General features: G+C 68.6%; 23 protein-coding genes. 3 read left to right on the top strand and 20 right to left on the bottom strand.

Annotated features, from left to right (window positions below; translation table 11 throughout):
- Positions 1 to 109 precede the first annotated feature (109 nt).
- Positions 110 to 1,345, top strand: coding sequence for an MFS transporter (locus WFM69_RS09930; protein ID WP_337004235.1), 1,236 nt, complete (start codon positions 110 to 112; stop codon positions 1,343 to 1,345).
- A gap of 32 nt (positions 1,346 to 1,377) precedes the next feature.
- Here the strand turns inward: WFM69_RS09930 and WFM69_RS09925 are convergent, their stop codons facing one another.
- The 3 genes from WFM69_RS09925 to WFM69_RS09915 are packed head-to-tail and all read right to left on the bottom strand — an operon-like array spanning position 1,378 to position 2,619.
- Positions 1,378 to 1,812: a pilus assembly protein TadG-related protein gene (locus WFM69_RS09925; protein ID WP_337004137.1), complete on the bottom strand. Its 435-nt coding sequence runs from the start codon at positions 1,810 to 1,812 to the stop codon at positions 1,378 to 1,380.
- Positions 1,809 to 2,243: a TadE family protein gene (locus tag WFM69_RS09920; protein WP_337004135.1), complete on the bottom strand. Its 435-nt coding sequence runs from the start codon at positions 2,241 to 2,243 to the stop codon at positions 1,809 to 1,811. The genes WFM69_RS09925 and WFM69_RS09920 overlap by 4 nt, the downstream gene beginning before the upstream one ends.
- Positions 2,233 to 2,619 carry a TadE/TadG family type IV pilus assembly protein gene (locus WFM69_RS09915; protein WP_337004133.1) on the bottom strand — a complete coding sequence of 129 codons (387 nt, stop codon included), beginning with the start codon at positions 2,617 to 2,619 and terminating at the stop codon, positions 2,233 to 2,235. The genes WFM69_RS09920 and WFM69_RS09915 overlap by 11 nt, the downstream gene beginning before the upstream one ends.
- Positions 2,620 to 2,942: 323 nt before the next feature.
- Here WFM69_RS09915 and WFM69_RS09910 point away from each other — a divergent pair, with 323 nt between their 5' ends.
- Both WFM69_RS09910 and WFM69_RS09905 read left to right on the top strand, forming a co-directional pair.
- Positions 2,943 to 3,158: a hypothetical protein gene (locus WFM69_RS09910; RefSeq protein WP_337004131.1), complete on the top strand. Its 216-nt coding sequence runs from the start codon at positions 2,943 to 2,945 to the stop codon at positions 3,156 to 3,158.
- A gap of 69 nt (positions 3,159 to 3,227) precedes the next feature.
- Complete coding sequence (locus WFM69_RS09905) at positions 3,228 to 3,530, top strand: hypothetical protein (RefSeq protein WP_337004129.1); 303 nt, start codon at positions 3,228 to 3,230, stop codon at positions 3,528 to 3,530.
- Positions 3,531 to 3,622: 92 nt separating this feature from the next.
- Here the strand turns inward: WFM69_RS09905 and WFM69_RS09900 are convergent, their stop codons facing one another.
- From WFM69_RS09900 to WFM69_RS09820, 17 genes are all read right to left on the bottom strand, one after another.
- Positions 3,623 to 4,015: a hypothetical protein gene (locus tag WFM69_RS09900; protein ID WP_337004128.1), complete on the bottom strand. Its 393-nt coding sequence runs from the start codon at positions 4,013 to 4,015 to the stop codon at positions 3,623 to 3,625.
- Positions 4,016 to 4,026: 11 nt separating this feature from the next.
- Entirely contained in the window at positions 4,027 to 4,386 is a 360-nt protein-coding gene (locus WFM69_RS09895; RefSeq protein WP_337004126.1) for a hypothetical protein, read from the bottom strand.
- A complete protein-coding gene (locus WFM69_RS09890) occupies positions 4,383 to 5,240 on the bottom strand; it encodes a hypothetical protein (RefSeq protein ID WP_337004124.1) in 858 nt (285 codons plus the stop codon). Before WFM69_RS09890 ends, WFM69_RS09895 begins: the two co-directional genes overlap by 4 nt.
- The gene (locus tag WFM69_RS09885; RefSeq protein WP_337004123.1) at positions 5,237 to 5,962 is read right to left on the bottom strand and encodes a hypothetical protein; all 726 of its coding nucleotides are present in this window, start codon (positions 5,960 to 5,962) and stop codon (positions 5,237 to 5,239) included. Before WFM69_RS09885 ends, WFM69_RS09890 begins: the two co-directional genes overlap by 4 nt.
- Entirely contained in the window at positions 5,940 to 6,119 is a 180-nt protein-coding gene (locus WFM69_RS09880; protein ID WP_337004121.1) for a hypothetical protein, read from the bottom strand. The genes WFM69_RS09885 and WFM69_RS09880 overlap by 23 nt, the downstream gene beginning before the upstream one ends.
- An 11-nt stretch (positions 6,120 to 6,130) precedes the next feature.
- The gene (locus tag WFM69_RS09875) at positions 6,131 to 7,165 is read right to left on the bottom strand and encodes a hypothetical protein (RefSeq protein ID WP_337004119.1); all 1,035 of its coding nucleotides are present in this window, start codon (positions 7,163 to 7,165) and stop codon (positions 6,131 to 6,133) included.
- A 15-nt stretch (positions 7,166 to 7,180) separates the two neighbouring features.
- Positions 7,181 to 8,203, bottom strand: coding sequence for a hypothetical protein (locus tag WFM69_RS09870; protein WP_337004117.1), 1,023 nt, complete (start codon positions 8,201 to 8,203; stop codon positions 7,181 to 7,183).
- Between the two features lie 72 nt (positions 8,204 to 8,275).
- Positions 8,276 to 9,034 carry a hypothetical protein gene (locus WFM69_RS09865; protein WP_337004115.1) on the bottom strand — a complete coding sequence of 253 codons (759 nt, stop codon included), beginning with the start codon at positions 9,032 to 9,034 and terminating at the stop codon, positions 8,276 to 8,278.
- Positions 9,031 to 11,883: a phage tail tape measure protein gene (locus WFM69_RS09860; protein ID WP_337004113.1), complete on the bottom strand. Its 2,853-nt coding sequence runs from the start codon at positions 11,881 to 11,883 to the stop codon at positions 9,031 to 9,033. The genes WFM69_RS09865 and WFM69_RS09860 overlap by 4 nt, the downstream gene beginning before the upstream one ends.
- Positions 11,861 to 12,121 carry a hypothetical protein gene (locus WFM69_RS09855; RefSeq protein ID WP_337004111.1) on the bottom strand — a complete coding sequence of 87 codons (261 nt, stop codon included), beginning with the start codon at positions 12,119 to 12,121 and terminating at the stop codon, positions 11,861 to 11,863. Before WFM69_RS09855 ends, WFM69_RS09860 begins: the two co-directional genes overlap by 23 nt.
- 74 nt (positions 12,122 to 12,195) lie before the next feature.
- On the bottom strand, positions 12,196 to 12,618 hold the full coding sequence (locus WFM69_RS09850) for a hypothetical protein (RefSeq protein WP_337004109.1): 423 nt from the start codon (positions 12,616 to 12,618) through the stop codon (positions 12,196 to 12,198).
- A gap of 78 nt (positions 12,619 to 12,696) precedes the next feature.
- Complete coding sequence (locus WFM69_RS09845; RefSeq protein WP_337004107.1) at positions 12,697 to 13,452, bottom strand: IPT/TIG domain-containing protein; 756 nt, start codon at positions 13,450 to 13,452, stop codon at positions 12,697 to 12,699.
- Positions 13,449 to 13,868 carry a minor capsid protein gene (locus tag WFM69_RS09840; protein WP_337004105.1) on the bottom strand — a complete coding sequence of 140 codons (420 nt, stop codon included), beginning with the start codon at positions 13,866 to 13,868 and terminating at the stop codon, positions 13,449 to 13,451. The genes WFM69_RS09845 and WFM69_RS09840 overlap by 4 nt, the downstream gene beginning before the upstream one ends.
- On the bottom strand, positions 13,865 to 14,179 hold the full coding sequence (locus tag WFM69_RS09835) for an HK97 gp10 family phage protein (RefSeq protein WP_337004103.1): 315 nt from the start codon (positions 14,177 to 14,179) through the stop codon (positions 13,865 to 13,867). Before WFM69_RS09835 ends, WFM69_RS09840 begins: the two co-directional genes overlap by 4 nt.
- 43 nt (positions 14,180 to 14,222) lie before the next feature.
- Positions 14,223 to 14,546, bottom strand: a complete 324-nt coding sequence (locus tag WFM69_RS09830) for a hypothetical protein (RefSeq protein ID WP_337004101.1) — start codon at positions 14,544 to 14,546, stop codon at positions 14,223 to 14,225.
- Entirely contained in the window at positions 14,543 to 15,121 is a 579-nt protein-coding gene (locus tag WFM69_RS09825; RefSeq protein ID WP_337004099.1) for a hypothetical protein, read from the bottom strand. Before WFM69_RS09825 ends, WFM69_RS09830 begins: the two co-directional genes overlap by 4 nt.
- Positions 15,122 to 15,198: 77 nt before the next feature.
- Entirely contained in the window at positions 15,199 to 16,422 is a 1,224-nt protein-coding gene (locus WFM69_RS09820; protein ID WP_337004097.1) for a phage major capsid protein, read from the bottom strand.
- Between the last annotated feature and the right edge of the window lie 55 nt (positions 16,423 to 16,477).

The raw sequence follows: 16,477 nt of genomic DNA, 5'->3' as shown, positions 1-16,477 counted from the left end.
TAACGTGCCGCCTGCCGGCGCGGGGACGCCGTCGTCCGGACGACCGCGTCGACGGGAGTAGCGTGAGGACGTGAGCAGTGCATCGACGGTTCTTCGGCAGTTCGGACCGATGGTGTACCTGCCGACGATCCTGTTCTCGCTCGGCGAGGGCGCGGTCATCCCGTTGATCCCCGTCCTCGCGGCCTCCATGGGCGCCGACGTGGCCTTCGCCGCCCTCGTGGCCTCGGCCCTCGTGGTCGGCCAGCTGTGCGGAAACCTTCCGGCCGGCTGGGCGGTGGGGCGCATCGGCGAGCGGTTCACGATGGTGATCGCCGGCGTGATCGCGATCCTCGCAGCCGTGGGGATGGTGTTCGCCCCCACGCTCGGCGTCCTGGCGGCCTCGGTGTTCGTCCTCGGGCTGTGCGCCGCGGCGTTCGGGCTCGCCCGGCATGCGTTCATGACCACGCGCGTACCGGTCGCGTTCCGCGCTCGCGCGCTCTCGCTGCTCGGCGGCAGTTTCCGTCTCGGTATCTTCATCGGCCCGTTCGTCGCGGCCGGACTGCTACAGCTCTTCGGGAACGAGGCGGCAGCCATCTGGTTCTTTCTCGCCTGCCTGGTCGTGATGGTGATCCTGGTGCTGTTCGGGCCCGACCCGGAGAAGACCATCCCTCCGGTGGCGTCGACCACCGATGAGCGGTTCATGGAGGACTCCGGCGAGGCGGTGAGCGGGTCGATCCCGACCGTCGAGCGCGCGGGCATCTTCCAGACGATGTGGCGCCAGCGCGCGGTGCTGGGGCGGCTCGGACTCGCCGCCGCATCGCTGTCGGCCGTGCGGTCGGCACGTCAGGTGGTGCTTCCGCTGTGGGGGCTGTCGCTCGGACTCGACGCCTCGACCATCGCGCTCGTCGTGGGCGTGTCCGGGGCCATCGACTTCGCGCTCTTCTACGCCAGCGGCCAGGTCATGGACCGCTTCGGCAGGCTGTGGGCGGCGATGCCCGCGATGGTGCTGATGGGTGCGGGATTCCTCGCCCTGTCGTTCACGCACGACATCGACGCCGCAGTGCTGTGGTTCGGCATGTTCGCCGCGGTGCTGGGCGTCGGCAACGGCCTGTCCAGCGGGATCCTGCTGACGCTCGGCGCCGACGTCGCGCCGAAGAAGGAACCGGCGGCCTTCCTCGGATCCTGGCGGACGCTCACGGATGCCGGCGGCGCGGTCGCCCCTCTCCTGGTCTCGGCGATCACGGCGGTCGCCGCTCTCCCGGTCGCTGCCGGCGTGATGGGCGTGATCGGCCTCATCGGCGCTCTCGGCTTCGTCCGCTGGATCCCGCGCTTCGTGCCGCGCGCCCGTCCCGACGACATCACCTGACCAGAGAAACGGCTCTCGGCGCCGCTGCACGGTCAGCGAAGCGCGATGCGGGCGGTGGCCGTCGACTCCAGCAGCACGCCGTCCGGCACGAAGGGTGAGAGCAGAGGTGGACGCCATGGCGCAGCGACCGTCACGCGCGCGGAGACCCCGTCCGGCGTCTCCGCGCTGACGATCGTCGCCTCCCCCGGTAGCACCGCCACCAGCGCCGTGGCCTGCTCCGCGACGCCGCGGTCGCTGAGCTCCGCGTGCGCACCGTCCGGCTCCACCACGAGCGAGAACCCGTCCACGCCTGCGAGAGCTGCCGAGTCTGCAAGCGCATCGAGCCGCTTCTGGGCGATGTAGAGGTCGGTGGCGCAGACGCACACGAAGATCACGGCGAGCGCGAGCAGGACGTAGCCGAGGATCAACAGCAGCACGCTTCCCTCTTCCGCGTCCCTGGCCTGCGCGGCTCGCTCGGTCCCGATCACGGCGCGCCCCACGTGCGGGAGAGCTTCTGCACGGCTTCCGCCTGCACCGGAACTTCTGTGGCACGGTCCACGCCCAGCACCGGCGGGACGAGCGGCAACCGGACGCGGGCGGTGACGCGCACGATGAGCGTGACCCCCGCGGACGGGCAGGCCTCCGATGCGGGTCGGCAGGACAGCTCGACCTCGGTCGTGTCGGGATCCAGGTCGTACTCGTCGATGACTCCGGCGAGCACCGTGTCGCCGGCGTCCGCGGCAGCCTTCGAATCCGGCGCCAGGGCGGTGGCGCGGGCCGTGTGGCGCGCCGCCGCCTCCGCACCGAGCGTCTGATCCTGGATCGCCCCGAGCGCGATCACCAGGTACGCGAGCGGCACGAGCAGGATGACGCCGACCACGATGAACTCGAGCGCGGCGGAGCCGTCGTCACTCCTCACCGAACGTCTCCACCGGCGCATGCCCCTCCACCTCCAGAGCAGCTGGCAGACCGATCAGTCCGATCACTGGGAGCGTCGCACGGATGCGCACATCGACCGTCGCCCGACCATCGGCCCCCGAGGTGCTGACGCCGATGTCGTCGGCATACGCGGCGCCGATCGCCCGCGTGATCACCTCTCGGGCCCGATCCGCGCCTTCTTCCAGCGTCGTATCGGCGAGTGCGGCGTGATAGGCGCCTTCGACGGCGGCATCGTGCACCACATTGCGCACGTACACGACGAACGCCAGCTGCAGGACGGCCAGCGTCAACGCCGTGAGCAGAGTGCCCACCAGCAGGAACTCCACCGGACTCGATCCGCGCTGATCGACGAACACCCGACAGGCGCGCACCTCAGAGCCCGGAGACCCGCTGGATCGCCTGCTCGAACAGTGCAGTGAGCGCCGGACCCGCGACAGCCCAGATCAGCACCACGAGGCCCGCGGTCATCAGTGTGAACATGCTCTAATCCCGCTCCGGGATCAGGCACCATTCACGAATGCGACACGTGCCTAATCCCTCCGCGGATCCGAAACGCTCGGGACGGCGGATCGATCCACACACGAGATCGCCGCACACCCGATCACTCGTGGTCGATACCCCGGCACGCGCTACCCTACGATCACACCCCACCGCTGCCCACGCACCGACAGGAAGCTCCGTGTTTGAAATGCTCATCATCTGGCCGCTCATCATCTTCGTGCTCGTGGCTGGCCTCACCGCACTCGTACTGTGGATCGGCTACCGCCTGATCGTCTCCGCCGTCCGATCGGGCGTGCTCGAGGCGAACCGCGAGCAGGCGCGTCGCGATCAGGGTCTTCCGCCTTCTCGGTGGAGCGTTCTCGCGGCACGCGTCGACGAGACGCCGAGAGGCTGACCCCGCAAGGTCGCCGAGGTCTGAGCGGCAAAGTAGACTCGCAATCTCGGCCGGAGGAAGGATCCGGCCATGTCTACACGAGGGCTCTCCCCCGACGTCTCACGCAGCATTGCAATCAGCGCGGTCATGTCTCGGAACAAGTACGCCGACGACACCGCATCCGTGATCGCCGAGCTCTACGCGACCGCGGGCGATCGTCTCGACCTGCTCGCGCAGGAGGTCGGCTGTTGGGTCGGATACTACGAGGATGACTACACGCGCACCCTGGCATCCGCTCTACGCGCTCTCCCCCTCGAGCTCGACGAGCACATCGCGCTCGGCACGCGACGACGACAGGCCGGAACCCACACGACGCCGAGACCCACCGCATAGGCGTCGCTTTCGCCGGCGCGCGAGACGCGTCACGTGAACGACGAAACACCCCCTCCCCCGCCGAAGCGAGGAAGGGGGTGTGGTTCATGAGCTCAGGCGTCGTTGCGGTTCTGGACCGCATCACGCTCGCCGTTGTCGGCGCCGTCGGTTGCAGCGCGCCACTGGCGGCGGGTCATGCCGACGAGGGTGCCGTCGGGGTTCTCGTGGGCGACGGCACCGGCGGGCGCGGAACCTGCGCCGAACTTGCGGAGCCACTCGTCGACGGCGGGAATCGCCATCGCGCGAGAGATCGCGGCACTGATCGCCGTGAGTGTGGCGATCGCCCCGGTCAGCCATACAACGACCGGACCCGGGAGGACGTCCTGCACCGCCGTGAGGATCTGCGGGGCGAGGACGACTGTGCCGGTGAGGATCGCCGCGGCGGCGAGGAACACCGCGACGGCGGTGCGGATGGCCCGCTGAAGCGGGAACCAGATCTTGTTCATGTTGCTCCGATCTATCTCGGGAGGCCTTCCGGCCAGGGTGGGAGAGGGATGCCGTGCGCGGCCATGTGGTCGCGCTGCACACCGATGAATGCTCGGTAGGCGCGGTTCTCGTTGGTGAGCTCGTCGACGACGTCCTCGAGGCGCCCGATCCTGCGGTCGTTGTCGTCGCGGTACCGCGAGAGCTCCTCCTGCAGCTGGTCGATGAGCTTGTCCTGCGCCGAGGTCTCGGCGACGACCTCGGCGACCTTGACGTCACGCTTCGACTTGCGATCCGAGACAACGTGGCCGACGATGCCGCCGACCACGCCGCCCACTGCCGTGCAGACAGCGCCAACCCACGCGACGAACGCCTGCAGTTCGGTCGGGGTCACGACTTCAGCCGCGCCTTGATCACGTCGGCCGGGAGCATCACGACGGCGACGCCCTGCTCCATCACCTTCCCGAGCGTGGTCGTGTTCGTGATCGCGTAGAGGTCGTCGCCGACTGCGAGATAGCGGGACGAGCCGCCGTCGAGCGGGGCGACGACCTGCACGTGCTGCGCGTTGGTGCCGTCGTCGAAGTTCGGCCAGGCGATCTGTCCGTACCGCTGGCAGAGCGCGCGCAGGGCGTCGCCGGTCGTCTGGTAGAAGCCGGTACCGGATCCGGCGGAGATGCCCGCCCATTCGATCGGGTCGCCGAGCAGGGTGATGCGTCCGCCGGGGCGGCACTGGACACCGATGGTGCCGTTCTGGTCACGCCAGGCTGCGTGAATCATGGTCTCTCTCCTCCGCTGTCGCGTGGTCTCGGGCTTGATGGTGGGGGTCGTGTCGGCGCCGGCCGGGATAGCCCATGCGTCGTTGTAGTCGCCGATGTGCCAGAGCTCCTCGGGCGTGACGAAGTTCACGGTGAATCCGGCGAGTCGGCAGAGCGCAGAGAAGCGCGCCCAACCGAGCGCGGCCCAGTTGTTCACGTCGATCGCGAACACCTCACGGCCGTTGACTTTGCCGCCGTGGGTGGAGAAGTCCGGCACGGCGGCCCAGACCCCGAGATCGCGACGATAGATCACCTGAATGTCGAACGGCCTGTAGGCGTTCCACCCGACAGTGATGACGAGCCAGACACCGTACTTCTCCCATGCGGCGCGCTGCAGCCATTGCCACCGCGCCGCGGTGCCGGGTGGCAGGTAGTGCTCACCGCCGAGGTGGACGAGTCGGTCGAGCGGGATCCGCCCGTTCGCGTAGCTCATATCGAGAACCTCACCTGAGAGAGTCCGACGACGCCGTTGTTGCCGCCGTTCTGGATGCCTGCGATGTACACGGCTCCGTCCGCACCGATTCGGAGGTCGGCGTGGCCGAGGTTGGCGGGCACGAGGAACTGCTCGTCGCCGCCGACAGGTCGGAAGCCACTCGGGAGGATGGCGATCGGCTTCGCGACGCCGATCTCGCCGGCCTTGATCGATCCGCGGAGATGTACCCAGCCGTTCTCCCGGCGGTATGCGGCGTTTCGGAACGGGGCACCGAAGTTGACCCAGCTGCTCTGAAGCGTGAGATCGGCCCAGGTGGTGTCCCGGTCCCAGTTGGCTCCCGTCCAGTAGTAAGAGACTCCGGCCGCTGTGCAGCGGTCGCCGACGGAGATCAGACCGCCGCTGCTGCTGCCGAAGGAATCGGCGAGTGCCTTCGTCTGGAAGTCGAGGACGCCGGAGGCCGGGAGCCAGGTGCTCCCGTCGGTGGTGTACTCGATCCTGTGCAGGCCGCGGGCGTCCGCGCGCAGCACGACCAACGGACGGGCGGGCGTCGGCGCTTCGCCTGCGTTGCCGAGCGTGGTGAGGAGTTGTCCGCGCTCGTTGATGCTGGCGACGGGAACGATGTCGCGGATGCTGTTGCCGAAGTCCTCGAAGAGCATCTTGCGGTTCACGGTCTGCTCCCCACCTCCGGGGATCTTGTGCTTACGTGCGTTCTGGATCGGCATCGGTCATGCCCTCTCCGCGTGACGCGTGCCACGCCTCGTGCCCGGCACCGCTCGCCGCGATGGCGAAGCAGATCGGGCAGGTCGTATAGATGCCGTCGGTCGGAGGCTCTGCCGGCGGTTCGTCCGAGATCAGGTCGGCCTCGTTCGGTTCGTCCATCGGCGCACCCCCTACCCGGCGACTTGGTATTGCACGACGAGAGCCATGCCGTCGGCGTGGATCGGTGCGCGGTCAGGCGCGCCGGAGAATCCGGCGTAGTCCGAGCCGACGGTGACAAGCCCCTTGAATGCGCCGGTGCGGAATGCCTCGAACACAGACGCGGGCAGGTCGACGTGCGCGCCGGCGTTGGGCACGAGCGCGGGTCCGGTTGCCGCAGCTGACGGCGAGATGGTCGGAGCACCGCCGGGGTGCCCGCCGTGCGGCGAGGGCTGCAGGACGGGCACCTTCGCGGCAGTCGTCGAGGAGTCCGCCCTGTAGACCGCGGCCTGCATGCGGGTGATCTTCAGCGCGCCGAGTGCGACGATCTGCTCGCCGTATCCGGCAAGGCCGACCATCGGGCCGGAGCCGAACGCGTTCCCCTGGTAGAGCGTCGTCCGGCCGCCGTAGCGATCGGTGTTCCACTCATTCCACCGGCCGAAGTTGGCGCGCCACGCACCTGTGAACTGCGGAAGGATGATCGCCTGCCGCGACACGACCTGCGCGGGGTTCTCGGCGCCCCCGCCGGGCTGTCCCGGGTTCGCCGCGTTGTAGCTGCCGGAGGGGCCGAGCACGTACTCCGGGAGGCCGAACCTCGACGGGGAGCGGACGACGTGCACGGGTGTGTTCGCGGCATACGTGCCGGGCGGATACGGGAGGTCGTAGGTCGCGCCGAGGGTCGTGACCTTCAGTAGTCCCACCGTGGAGTTGACCGACACGACACGGCCGCCGGCGATGGTGGACCCGGGCACCAGCGGCCCGAGGCAGTACGCGATGCGGCCGCCGTCGAGCGGTGAGCGGAGCAGACGAACGTATCCGTTCGGCGGGTAGATGGCGGCGGCCGCGGGCACCCAGACGCCGTCGGACTCGTTCACGGACACCTGCGCGAGCCCGGCAGTGATGTCCAGCCCGAGCAGCCTGCCGGTGATGATCGCCCCGCGTTCCGCTCCGGGAGGGAGACCCTCGGGCAGCGGGTCCGCGAGCTTGAACAGGTCGAGGTTCGAGACCATCGGATGCGGCTCCCCTCAGAACACGGCGACGTCCGCCTGCATCTCGCCGTCGCGGGGCGTCAGCGGAAGGTCGAAGCCGACGACGTAACCCCAGGCGGTGACCTCGTCGGGCGTCTCGTAGTCGATGATGAGTTCGATCGGATCGTCGAGCTCGATCCGCGGGTCCGGGGCGAGTGTGGCCCTGCGGATCTTGGTTCGTCGCAGGGACTCCGCACGATGGGTGAGCGCCGCGGCAAGGCAGTCCACTTCATCCCGCAGAAGCGGGGATGAGAAGAACTCCGGGACCGGGTGATACTCCCCCGCCGCGGACATCGGCCCGTTGTCGATCGACACGACAGCCTGCGCCTCGACGCCGTCAGCCGACGACGTCACGACGAACACGTTCGGCGCACCCTCGCGGGTATCCGACAGCGGCGCCGCGATGAGCGTGCCGCCCACCCCGTCGTGAAGACTGATCACGGGAATCGGGGCGTCCGGGAGCGGTGGCAGAATCCGGATGCCGCCCCATGCGTCCTCCCGCAGTCGCGCCGGCCACGCGTCCGCGATCTCATAGAGGGCGTCGAGGCGTTCCTTCGGCCACTCCATCGCCTTCGGGCACTCGCGATCGACGAGCGTCGGGGCGAACTGCGCCGACATGTAGGAGGGCGTGAGCCGTGCGAACTCGGATCGAAGTGTGCCGTCGTCGCGTGGACCGGTCGCGGCCTGCAGCCGGTCCTCATCGATGTCGTGGAGCATGCCCTTGCCCCACACATCGATCGAGCCGTCGCCGTTCTCTTTCCAGTCATGCACCTTGTAGCGGCCGATGCGGATGAGCGTGCCCTCGACGTTCAGGGAGACGTCGAGAACCTGCCCGTTCTTCGCGAGCGCGTGCTCCGGCGAGTCCGGTCGCCAGTGGCGAAGGCGGCCGTTCTCGATAGAGGTCGGCGGGACCGTGATGCGGAGCTCGGACTGCACCTTCTGCCGTGTCGTCCCGGTCGCCCGCCCCCTGGTGATGGGGACATGGTCGGCGAGCACCTGCCCGCCGAGCCATGACGACACCATAGGTTCCCAGCGAACGGCCTTCGCCAGCTGCTCCGCCGATGGACCCTCGCGCATGCGTGCCCCGTCCCGTCAGTGCGCGAGCCAGTCCGTCAAATCGAACTGATCCCACGCGGTCCCCGCGAAGCGGGTATCGAATTGGTTCCACGTCTGCCCCGCGAGCGCGGCGTCGAAGTCGTCCCAGGGGAACCCGCCGAGGCGCTTCTCGAGCGTCGGATAATCCGCGAAGACGTAGGTGAACGACCAGTCGCGCTCTGGCCCCGAGGCGAGCCCTTCCGACGTGAGGCGTCCGACGAGGATCGTCTCGACAGGGGCGAGGTCTTCGAGCGGCGGTGTCGTCCGGTAGACGATCGGTCCGCCAGTCTTCATGACCTCGTCGAACTGCGCGCGACGGGTGCGGTCCACGCGGATGCGGAACATGCCGCCACCGTCGCCGGTGGTCCCGTAGCGGATCGCGGGCCGAGAACGGTTCGGAATGAAGAACAGTTCCTGATGCACATCGAGCTCGAGGCCGATCGACCCCAGCATGAATTTCGCCTCGACGATCGCGCTCCCGTCGAGGCGCTGCAGCAGGAACCGCGGGCCAATGATCACAACGGGCGCCGAAACATCGACGGTCGCCCCCGCACGGAACGTGTAGACGACCGGCACGTTCGTCGGTGCGAGCACGTCGGTGAGGTGGAGTTGCCCACCATCCCCGACGCCCTCGCCGCCGGGAACGGTCCAGGTGAAGTCCTGCCACGATCCCGTAAGAGACCACGGCACGCCGGTCGGCGTCGTGGAGACGATGATCTGCGTCTTGTACTCGCTGAGCACGGATACCGAAATCATCGTCTCCCCTTCGCCGCCCCCAGCGAGGAACGGATCATCTCGACCACACGGCCTTCGACCAAGTTGGCGAGCCCGTCAGCGCCGATCTCGATCCGGCCTTCGATCCGAAGACCGACGATCGACCCCAGATCGCCCGCGCCCACTGAGCCCACAGAGGGCACACCCCCCTGCCCCATCGCGTCGACGCCCGGCATGAGCCGGATCGCCTCGGCGAGGATCGCCATCGAACGGGGCGAACCGTCGAGCGGGATGTACGCCTCGGCAACGTCGGAGCGGTCTCCGACGATGCGCCAGGTGTTCGCCGGGACGCGCTGCGCGATCGACTGCATCGGCGTGCCCCGGACTCCGCCGGCGGCCATCATCTCCACGATGCTGCCCTGCGCCTGCAGAGTCGCGATCCGCCCGCCGTCGACCTTGAAGCCGGTGCCGTCGGCGAATACCTTGATCCTGACCTGCTTGCTGCTGTTCGTCGCCACCCAGGTATCGACCTGCTGCGTCGCCGTCGCCGTCTCCGAGACGATCACGAACGAACCGTCGGGCATCTGCACGACCTTCTGCGTCAGCCTGTCCACGACGGCAGCCTCGGCATCCGCGTTGGAGGAGTACCGGGTGTACGCCTCGTCGGGCGTCTGCAGGACCGTGTCGATGAGCGCCTGAGCCTGCTCCTGTGAGAGCCCCATCGCGGTCAGCTGCCCCATGAGCGCCTGCGAGGTCGCGTCATACCGGCCTCGGAGGTTGTCCTGCGACTCCCCCGCCAGGACCGCCGCGTCGTACTCGGCCGTCAACGACTCGGCCGTGCGATCGAGTTGCTCCTTGAGCTCTCCCGTCGCGCGAACGCTACCGTCCTGCGCCGTCACGAAGTTGCCGAGCAGCGACGCTCCGTCGGAGGCCGCGAAACCGACCTGCGACAGTGCGTCCGCCGTGCGCAGCGCGGCATCGTTCACGTAGCCGAGAGCGATCTGCCCGTCGGCGAATCCGTTGAACTTGCCGCGCATCTGCTCGAGCTTGTCGACGGCGTCATCCGTTGTGGACTCGAAGCCGCGCATGCTGTCAGCGAGATCGTCGAGCTCCTTCGGACGCCCCTCGGCGCCGTTGAAGAAGTCGACGATGCCTGCGACGCCGTCGACCATCTCAGCGAGCGGACCCGAGACGAATGAGCCGAACGACTCGGTCGCCGTGATGCCGAAGTCGATGGCTCCGTTCACGAGGTCGGCGAAGAACTGCAGCACGGGTCCGCGGTTCTGGGAGACCCAGTCGGCGAAGCCGCCGAGCGGCTCGGCGAAGGCGCCTGCGAGTGCGCCCTTGATGCCGTCGGCCGCGACCTCGATGTTCCGCTGCGCCTGCTCGATCTTCGACGCGTCATTGCTCGACAGCGTGTCGAACATCTTCTGCGCCGCCCCGGTCACGCCGCCCAGTTGATCGACGGCGGTCGAGAGATCCATCGCGAACAGCGCCTGCCCGAGATCCTCGGCTTGAGTGCCGAACAGTCCGACGGCGGCCGCGTTGCGCAGCACGGGGTCTTCGGTTTCGCGCAGCTTGTCGAGCACCTCGGCGAGCCCGTCGCGGGCGTCCTGTCCACCCCGGGCGATCTTTGCGGTCATCTGCTCCGCGTTCAAGCCGAGCATCTTGTATGCATCCGCAGACGCCGTCGAGGCGTCGGTCGCGCGGATCTGGAACTCCTTGAGCGCGTCGGCGGCGAGGTCGGAGTTACGGGCTCCGGCGCGCATGCCCTGGTTGATGAGGCCGAGCGCTTCCTCGCCCGAGAGGCCGAGCCGCTGGAACAGCGACGGGTACTCGGTGAGCGTGTCGAGGAGATCCTCGTTCCGGTTCAGTCCGTTCCGCGCTCCGGTCGCGATCAGGTCGTACGCGTGCTGGGCGTTCTTCGCGAGTCCCGTGCTGAGCAGTTGCGCGACGGTCTGTGCGACGGGGCGCACGTCTTCCTCGAGCACGTCGGATATCCCGGCAAGTCCCTGCACGACGAGTTGTGCGTCGCGGGTCGTGGCAGACGGGTCGAGGATGCGGAACTGCAGGGCGAGCCGCGTCGCGTCCATGTTCGATTCGATGGACTCGCCGAAGTTGTTCGCGTACGCCTCGCCGGCGGCGCGGCCGATGCGGAGCGCATCGGCCTCGCTGATGCCGGTGAGCGCCTGCAGATTGTCGGTGCGCTTCTCGACGGCGAGACCGTCCTGAATCCCGCCGATCACGGCCTTGCCGATGGCGACGCCGGCGAGGATGATTCCACCGGCGATCGGGATCGCGGAGAGCGCGTCGACGAGGGTCTTCTCTATGTCACCGCCGACGACGTCGCCGACCTTCTCCCCGGCGCCGCGGGTGGCGGCATCGAGCCCTTGCGAGAGGGAGCGTCCGCCCTCGGAGCCTGCCTCGTCGGTCTTGCGCTTGAACAGGGCGAGGAAGCGCTTCAGGCCAGCCTCGGCGGGCTCTTCGTCGACCTCGACGTCGACGGCGTTGCGCGCGCTGCGCAGCCCGGTCAACTGCCGTTCGATGCGCTGGATCGACGCCTCGGCTCGCTTCACATCGGCGGTGACGTCGAGGCCACCTTCCGCACGAATGTGGAGGTCTTCGAGCTTGTCGACGGCGCGGTCGAGGTTCTTCTCGGCGCGGGAGATGTCCGCGTCGAGCTTGACGACGGCGCGCTCGGAAACGAGCTTCTTCGCGGCCTTCTCGACGCGGTCCATGTCCTCGAGGACGGGCTTCGCGTCGGCGCCGAGCTTGACCGGGTTGCTCTCGACCTTCTTGCCGATCGCGAGCACCTGCTTCTCGGCGGCCTCGACCTGTTGCGTGTTCGCGGTGAACAGCAGTTCGAGGTCAGCGATCGTCAGCTTCGCCATGCGAGTCCCTTCGTAGGGCGGCGCGGAGCCGGGTGTCAGAGTCGATCAGTAGGAAGATCAGGGCGCGGATGCCGAGCCACGGACGCTGCTGCAGTGCGGGGTCGTACAGGTCGATGCCGCGTTCCATGAGTTCGGCGACGACGATGCGCCAGTGCGTCACGATCGCGAGCCACGAGGTGTCGATCTTCGGCCCGGCCGCGACGGGCGTGACGGCGTGGTGCTTGAGCTCCTCGGGCACCTGCCGGTATCGGGGATACCAGCCGTCGGCGTTGGGTTCGCCGATGCCGTAGGGCGCCCAGTCCTCCGCCGTCTCTAGGCTTTTGGGGCGGGGGTCTCGCCCTCCTCGGCGTCGACCTGCTCGCGACCCCAGAGCAGGGCGGCGAGGCGATCGGCGTAGTCACGGCCGCGAGTCCAGAAGAACACGCTGTAGTAGGCCGCGCGGCCGATGGTCTCGGGGTGCACGCCGGCGTCGACCATCTCGCGATAGGCGGGGCCGAGGGCGGGGTGCTCGTCGGGTGTGATCGTGTCGAGGATCTCCTGCACCTCGGCGGGGATGGGACCGTTCACGATGCCGAGGTTCACCTCGCCGCGCACGGCGCAGGCGAGCAGCTTCGCGACGTCGCCGACGGCGGGCGGTTGGACGACGAACGCCCGGGGCTCGCCGTCGCGGGTCGGCAGCGGCGGCAGGGTGAGCGCGGGGATCGCCCAGTCGGCGAAGGCGGCAGCGGTGGCCATGCGGGCTCTTTTCGTCGTGGTGGAAGTGGTGGAGCCGGAGGCCCGGGTGCGTGGATGCGCCCGGGCCTCCGGGCCGGGTCAGGCGCCTCGGGTGTAGGGGAAGTTGGCCGAGGTGCCGACAGGGGTGACGACGGTGACGTTCGTCGTTCCGGCCGAGCCGGCGGGGACGGTGGCGACGATGGTCGCCTCGGAGAGGACTGTGAAGTCGGTCGCCGACGTCGCGCCGAACTTCACGTCGGTCGCGCCGAGGAAGCCGGAGCCGGTGATGGTGACGAGCTTCGTCGCTGCCGCACCCGCCGGGGTGATCGCGGCGATCACCGGGTCGGCGTCGAGCTCGGAGACGAACGGGTTCGCGATGGGCGTGTAGGCGCCCTTGCCGGCGAGCGAGATCGCGAAGATGTCGATCTCCGCGTTCCCGGTGTTCTGCCGGGAGAGCTCGACGGTCGCCGACACGCGACCGGCGTCCGTGGGGTGCGGGGCGCCGGTCTTCGGCTTGTGGTAGAACCGCACATCGACGACCGCCTGCTCGCGGTCGCGCCGCGATGCGTTCACCAGCGCTTCGACCTCGGGCAGGTACAGGCCCGTGGTCTGGGAGCGGTTGGCCTGCACGGTGAATGCACCGGCGAAGCCGCGGCCCGAGATGTCCTCGTTCGGGGCTCCCTGGTCGTCGTAGGTCGCGGCGTCCTGCGTGACCTTCGGGAACGTCGGAGCCCAGCCGGACATACGGCGGATCTCCTGCCAGGACGGTCCCCCGAACGTGCCGAGGTTGATGTCGAGCCCGTACTCGAAGCTCTGACCGAGCGTCGTACCGGCGGGAAGGGTCTTGTTGCTCATTGCAGAGCCTCCTCATTGTCGAGAGTGATCAGGTAGTTCTCCGACCGCTGCTCGCGGTCGTTGTCGTCGGAACCCTGATCGGACATGGATTCTCGGCGGATGCTGAGAATCCCTCCCTCACGGGAGAGCTTGTCGAAGCGGCCGAAGACGGCATCGGCGATGTCGTCGGCAGAGCCTCGTTCCTCGCGGGCGCCGCGCACCCAGACCTGCGCCTTGCGCTGGGTCAGGTCGTCGGACTCGCTGCCGCCGAGGCCGTAGAGGCGGACGCCGACGCCGCGGTCGGGTGTGTCGTCGATCGCGCCGAACCACACGCCGACCGAGTCGGGGTCGTAGGCGGCAGTCGTGGCGCTCCACTCGAACCCGTCGATGGTGCCGAGGATCTCGCACAGTCGCGTCTTGATCTCGCGATCGTTCACCCGAGCGCCTCCCTCACTGCGCGCGCGACCTCGGCGCCGATATCGATCTCGTCGGATGCGATCTCGAGGAACTTCGCGCCTCCTCCGTCGTGTGCCCAGTCGAGGTGCTCGTGCTGGAAGACGGCGTGCGGGGCGGTGTAGCGGACAGTCACGGTGAGGTCGTCGACGACGACCTTCCCGGACTTGATGAGGTCGCCGTCGTCGCGCGGGGCGAGCTCGTTCGAGCGCTTCAGCAGCTTCTTCGCGGTGTCCTTCATCGCGTCCTGCGCTGCCTTCTCGACCATCGACAGAATCGGCTTCAGGTTGTCCACGATCGCCTCCGTTCGGACACGCGTCGCGGGCGGCCGCCGACGGTCAGGTGAGGTAGAGGGTTCGGCTCTCGGGAAGTCGGCGATGACGGAAGACACCGATCTTCACGACCTTCGCCTGCCGCTCCCCCGGCTCGCCCTTCCATACGGTGACGAGTGAGCCGAGCGGGATGATCTCGTCGACGTTCGTCGAGACCTGAGTGTTCGAGATAACCTCGGCGCCCTTGTCGTCGACGATCAGCTGACGCTCGTCGACGACCCACACCTTCTCGACGAGTCGCGGGTCGGCGTGCTTCGAGCCCATGCCTCCGGCAGAGACGAAGTCGCGGACGGTGACGGTGTGCGGCGTGAGCCGCGGATTGAGCCTCATCGGCTTGCCCGCAGACGGTGGAGGTCGAGGCGCTCGAGCTCGTCGGCGACGAACATCGCACCGGCGACGAGTCCACCGGCGCTCATGCGGGAATAGACGATCGACTGCCCGATCGCAGTCTCCGAAGCGATGCCACCGGCGGGGACGAGCACACCGCGGGCGACGGCGGCAGAGATGGCCTGAGCGATCCCACCGGGGCAGGCGGCGTAGCCGTGGTTGAGGGTGACGGTCACGGCGCGGCGCCCGCGCGGCCACCGGCCGGAGACGCGTTCGAGGATGCCGCTCTCGTCCCACTCGAACTCGTCGGCGGTGAGCGGGTGGCCGTCGACGGTGACGGCCGTGATGTCGTTGACGTGGAGCGTGGGTAGGAAGATGGACCGCCCGCCGCGCGAAGGCAGCGTCAGGGTCTCTGTCTTCGGCTTGGCGATGCGCCATCCGCAGTAGTCGCGGACGGCCTCGGTCGCCTGCGCAGCGATCGACGCGGCCTCGCCCTCCGAGAGGGGCGTGTTCGTGACGTTCTGCACTTCGGTGTGGGTGAGCAGCAGATCCGTCTCGGGTTCCGTGGTGTCGGGCATCGGTCGCTCTCCGCTCATCGAGGGGTGGTCGGCGGCGGCCGGGAGGTTTCCCGGCCGCCGCCGTGGGGTCGCCTGGACTAGGCGGTCTTGGTGCGCAGCAGCTTCAGCGCCTGCGGGCGGACGACGTCGCCGCCGACACGCTTGCGGAACTTGAAGCCGATGAACCCGTCCTCGGAGTAGAGCTCCTCGAGCCGCTTCACCGTGATGCCGAGGCGGTCGTACACGCGGTACCCGGCGCTGATGTCGCCGAACGCGGCGATTGCCTTGTCCGCGGCGATGCCGGCCACGTCCTCCTGGTTGTGGATGGCGTAGCCGAGGAAGGTGTTCGGCCGGCCCGCCTGCACCGACGGCTGCCAGAGGTACTGACCGTTCGCGTCCTTGATGGTGGACAGGAACAGTTCGGTCAGCGAGGAGGTGATGAACGCACCGTTGCGGCGGAACTGCGCGGGGACGTCGTAGATCAGACCCTTGAGGTCGTCGATCAGCGCGACCTTCGCGTTCGCGCCGCTCGTACCGGAGTAGTCCGTCGCGCCCGAGGTGCGGCTCGTCACGCCGCCGGCGGTGGAGAAGATGCCGGTCGGCTGGTGCGCGGTGTGGCCGGCCCCGACCGTGAAGGCGGTGTCCTCCGCTTCGGCCGCGGCGCGGGCGAAGCTGTCGCGGACGAATGCGTCGAGGTTGACGTCGGAGTCGTCGAGCTCGTCCTCGCCGATCTTCGCGAGACCGTAGAGATCCTCGATGTACGTCCACTCCTCCTCGGGCGTGGAGGGCATCGAGTCGGTGAGGTTCTGCTCGTTCGTCTCGAGCTTGCCCCAACCGACCGCGACCTCGTCGAGCGAGCGACGACGCACGCGGTTGCTTGCCGTCGGGCGTGCGCCCGCGAGTCCGCGGATCACGCTCAGCTGCGGCACTGCGCGGATGATCTCCGCCTCGAGATCCTCGGGGACGAGGATCTCGCCCGCGGCGTTCTCGACGAGCGCGCGCTGCTCCTGCGTCATCGCGGCGCCGCGGACGAAGCGACGGAACGCGGAGCGCTGCTGGGCACTGCGCTGCTCGTCACCGCCCGCGCCCGGGGTGTCCCCGCCGCCGTTGATGGGATCGCCCATCTCGGCGTTGCGACGCTCCTGCGCTTCCTGGCGCTCGATGCGGTCGGAGAGGTCGCGGAACTCGGCCTCGCCGCGGTCGTACGACTGCCGCTCCTCCGCGTTCAGGTTGCGATTCTCGCCCTCGGCACGATCGGTGATCGCTCGCATCGCCTCGACGGTGCGAGCGCGCTCCTGACGGAGCTCAACAGAGGTGGACATAGCCACACTCCTTTCATGGGTTGGGGTGTGTCCCGCACCGTTCGGACGGGCACTC

This window comes from Microbacterium sp. LB12 (genome assembly GCF_037150835.1).
In the GTDB taxonomy this organism is placed as follows: Bacteria; Actinomycetota; Actinomycetes; order Actinomycetales; family Microbacteriaceae; genus Microbacterium.
Note: the sequence above shows the minus strand (reverse complement) of the source record. Positions and strands in the feature narration are given on the sequence as shown.

Coding starts and splice junctions, on each gene's coding strand:
- WFM69_RS09825 (WP_337004099.1), bottom strand. CDS start 15,121: ATGCCCGACACCACGGAACCCGAGACGGATCTGCTGCTCACCCACACC.
- WFM69_RS09880 (WP_337004121.1), bottom strand. CDS start 6,119: ATGGACGAACCGAACGAGGCCGACCTGATCTCGGACGAACCGCCGGCA.
- WFM69_RS09830 (WP_337004101.1), bottom strand. CDS start 14,546: ATGAGGCTCAATCCGCGGCTCACGCCGCACACCGTCACCGTCCGCGAC.
- WFM69_RS09930 (WP_337004235.1), top strand. CDS start 110: ATGGTGTACCTGCCGACGATCCTGTTCTCGCTCGGCGAGGGCGCGGTC.
- WFM69_RS09875 (WP_337004119.1), bottom strand. CDS start 7,165: ATGGTCTCGAACCTCGACCTGTTCAAGCTCGCGGACCCGCTGCCCGAG.
- WFM69_RS09860 (WP_337004113.1), bottom strand. CDS start 11,883: ATGGCGAAGCTGACGATCGCTGACCTCGAACTGCTGTTCACCGCGAAC.
- WFM69_RS09900 (WP_337004128.1), bottom strand. CDS start 4,015: ATGAACAAGATCTGGTTCCCGCTTCAGCGGGCCATCCGCACCGCCGTC.
- WFM69_RS09885 (WP_337004123.1), bottom strand. CDS start 5,962: ATGCCGATCCAGAACGCACGTAAGCACAAGATCCCCGGAGGTGGGGAG.
- WFM69_RS09820 (WP_337004097.1), bottom strand. CDS start 16,422: ATGTCCACCTCTGTTGAGCTCCGTCAGGAGCGCGCTCGCACCGTCGAG.
- WFM69_RS09865 (WP_337004115.1), bottom strand. CDS start 9,034: ATGATTTCGGTATCCGTGCTCAGCGAGTACAAGACGCAGATCATCGTC.
- WFM69_RS09890 (WP_337004124.1), bottom strand. CDS start 5,240: ATGAGCTACGCGAACGGGCGGATCCCGCTCGACCGACTCGTCCACCTC.
- WFM69_RS09850 (WP_337004109.1), bottom strand. CDS start 12,618: ATGGCCACCGCTGCCGCCTTCGCCGACTGGGCGATCCCCGCGCTCACC.
- WFM69_RS09845 (WP_337004107.1), bottom strand. CDS start 13,452: ATGAGCAACAAGACCCTTCCCGCCGGTACGACGCTCGGTCAGAGCTTC.
- WFM69_RS09905 (WP_337004129.1), top strand. CDS start 3,228: ATGTCTACACGAGGGCTCTCCCCCGACGTCTCACGCAGCATTGCAATC.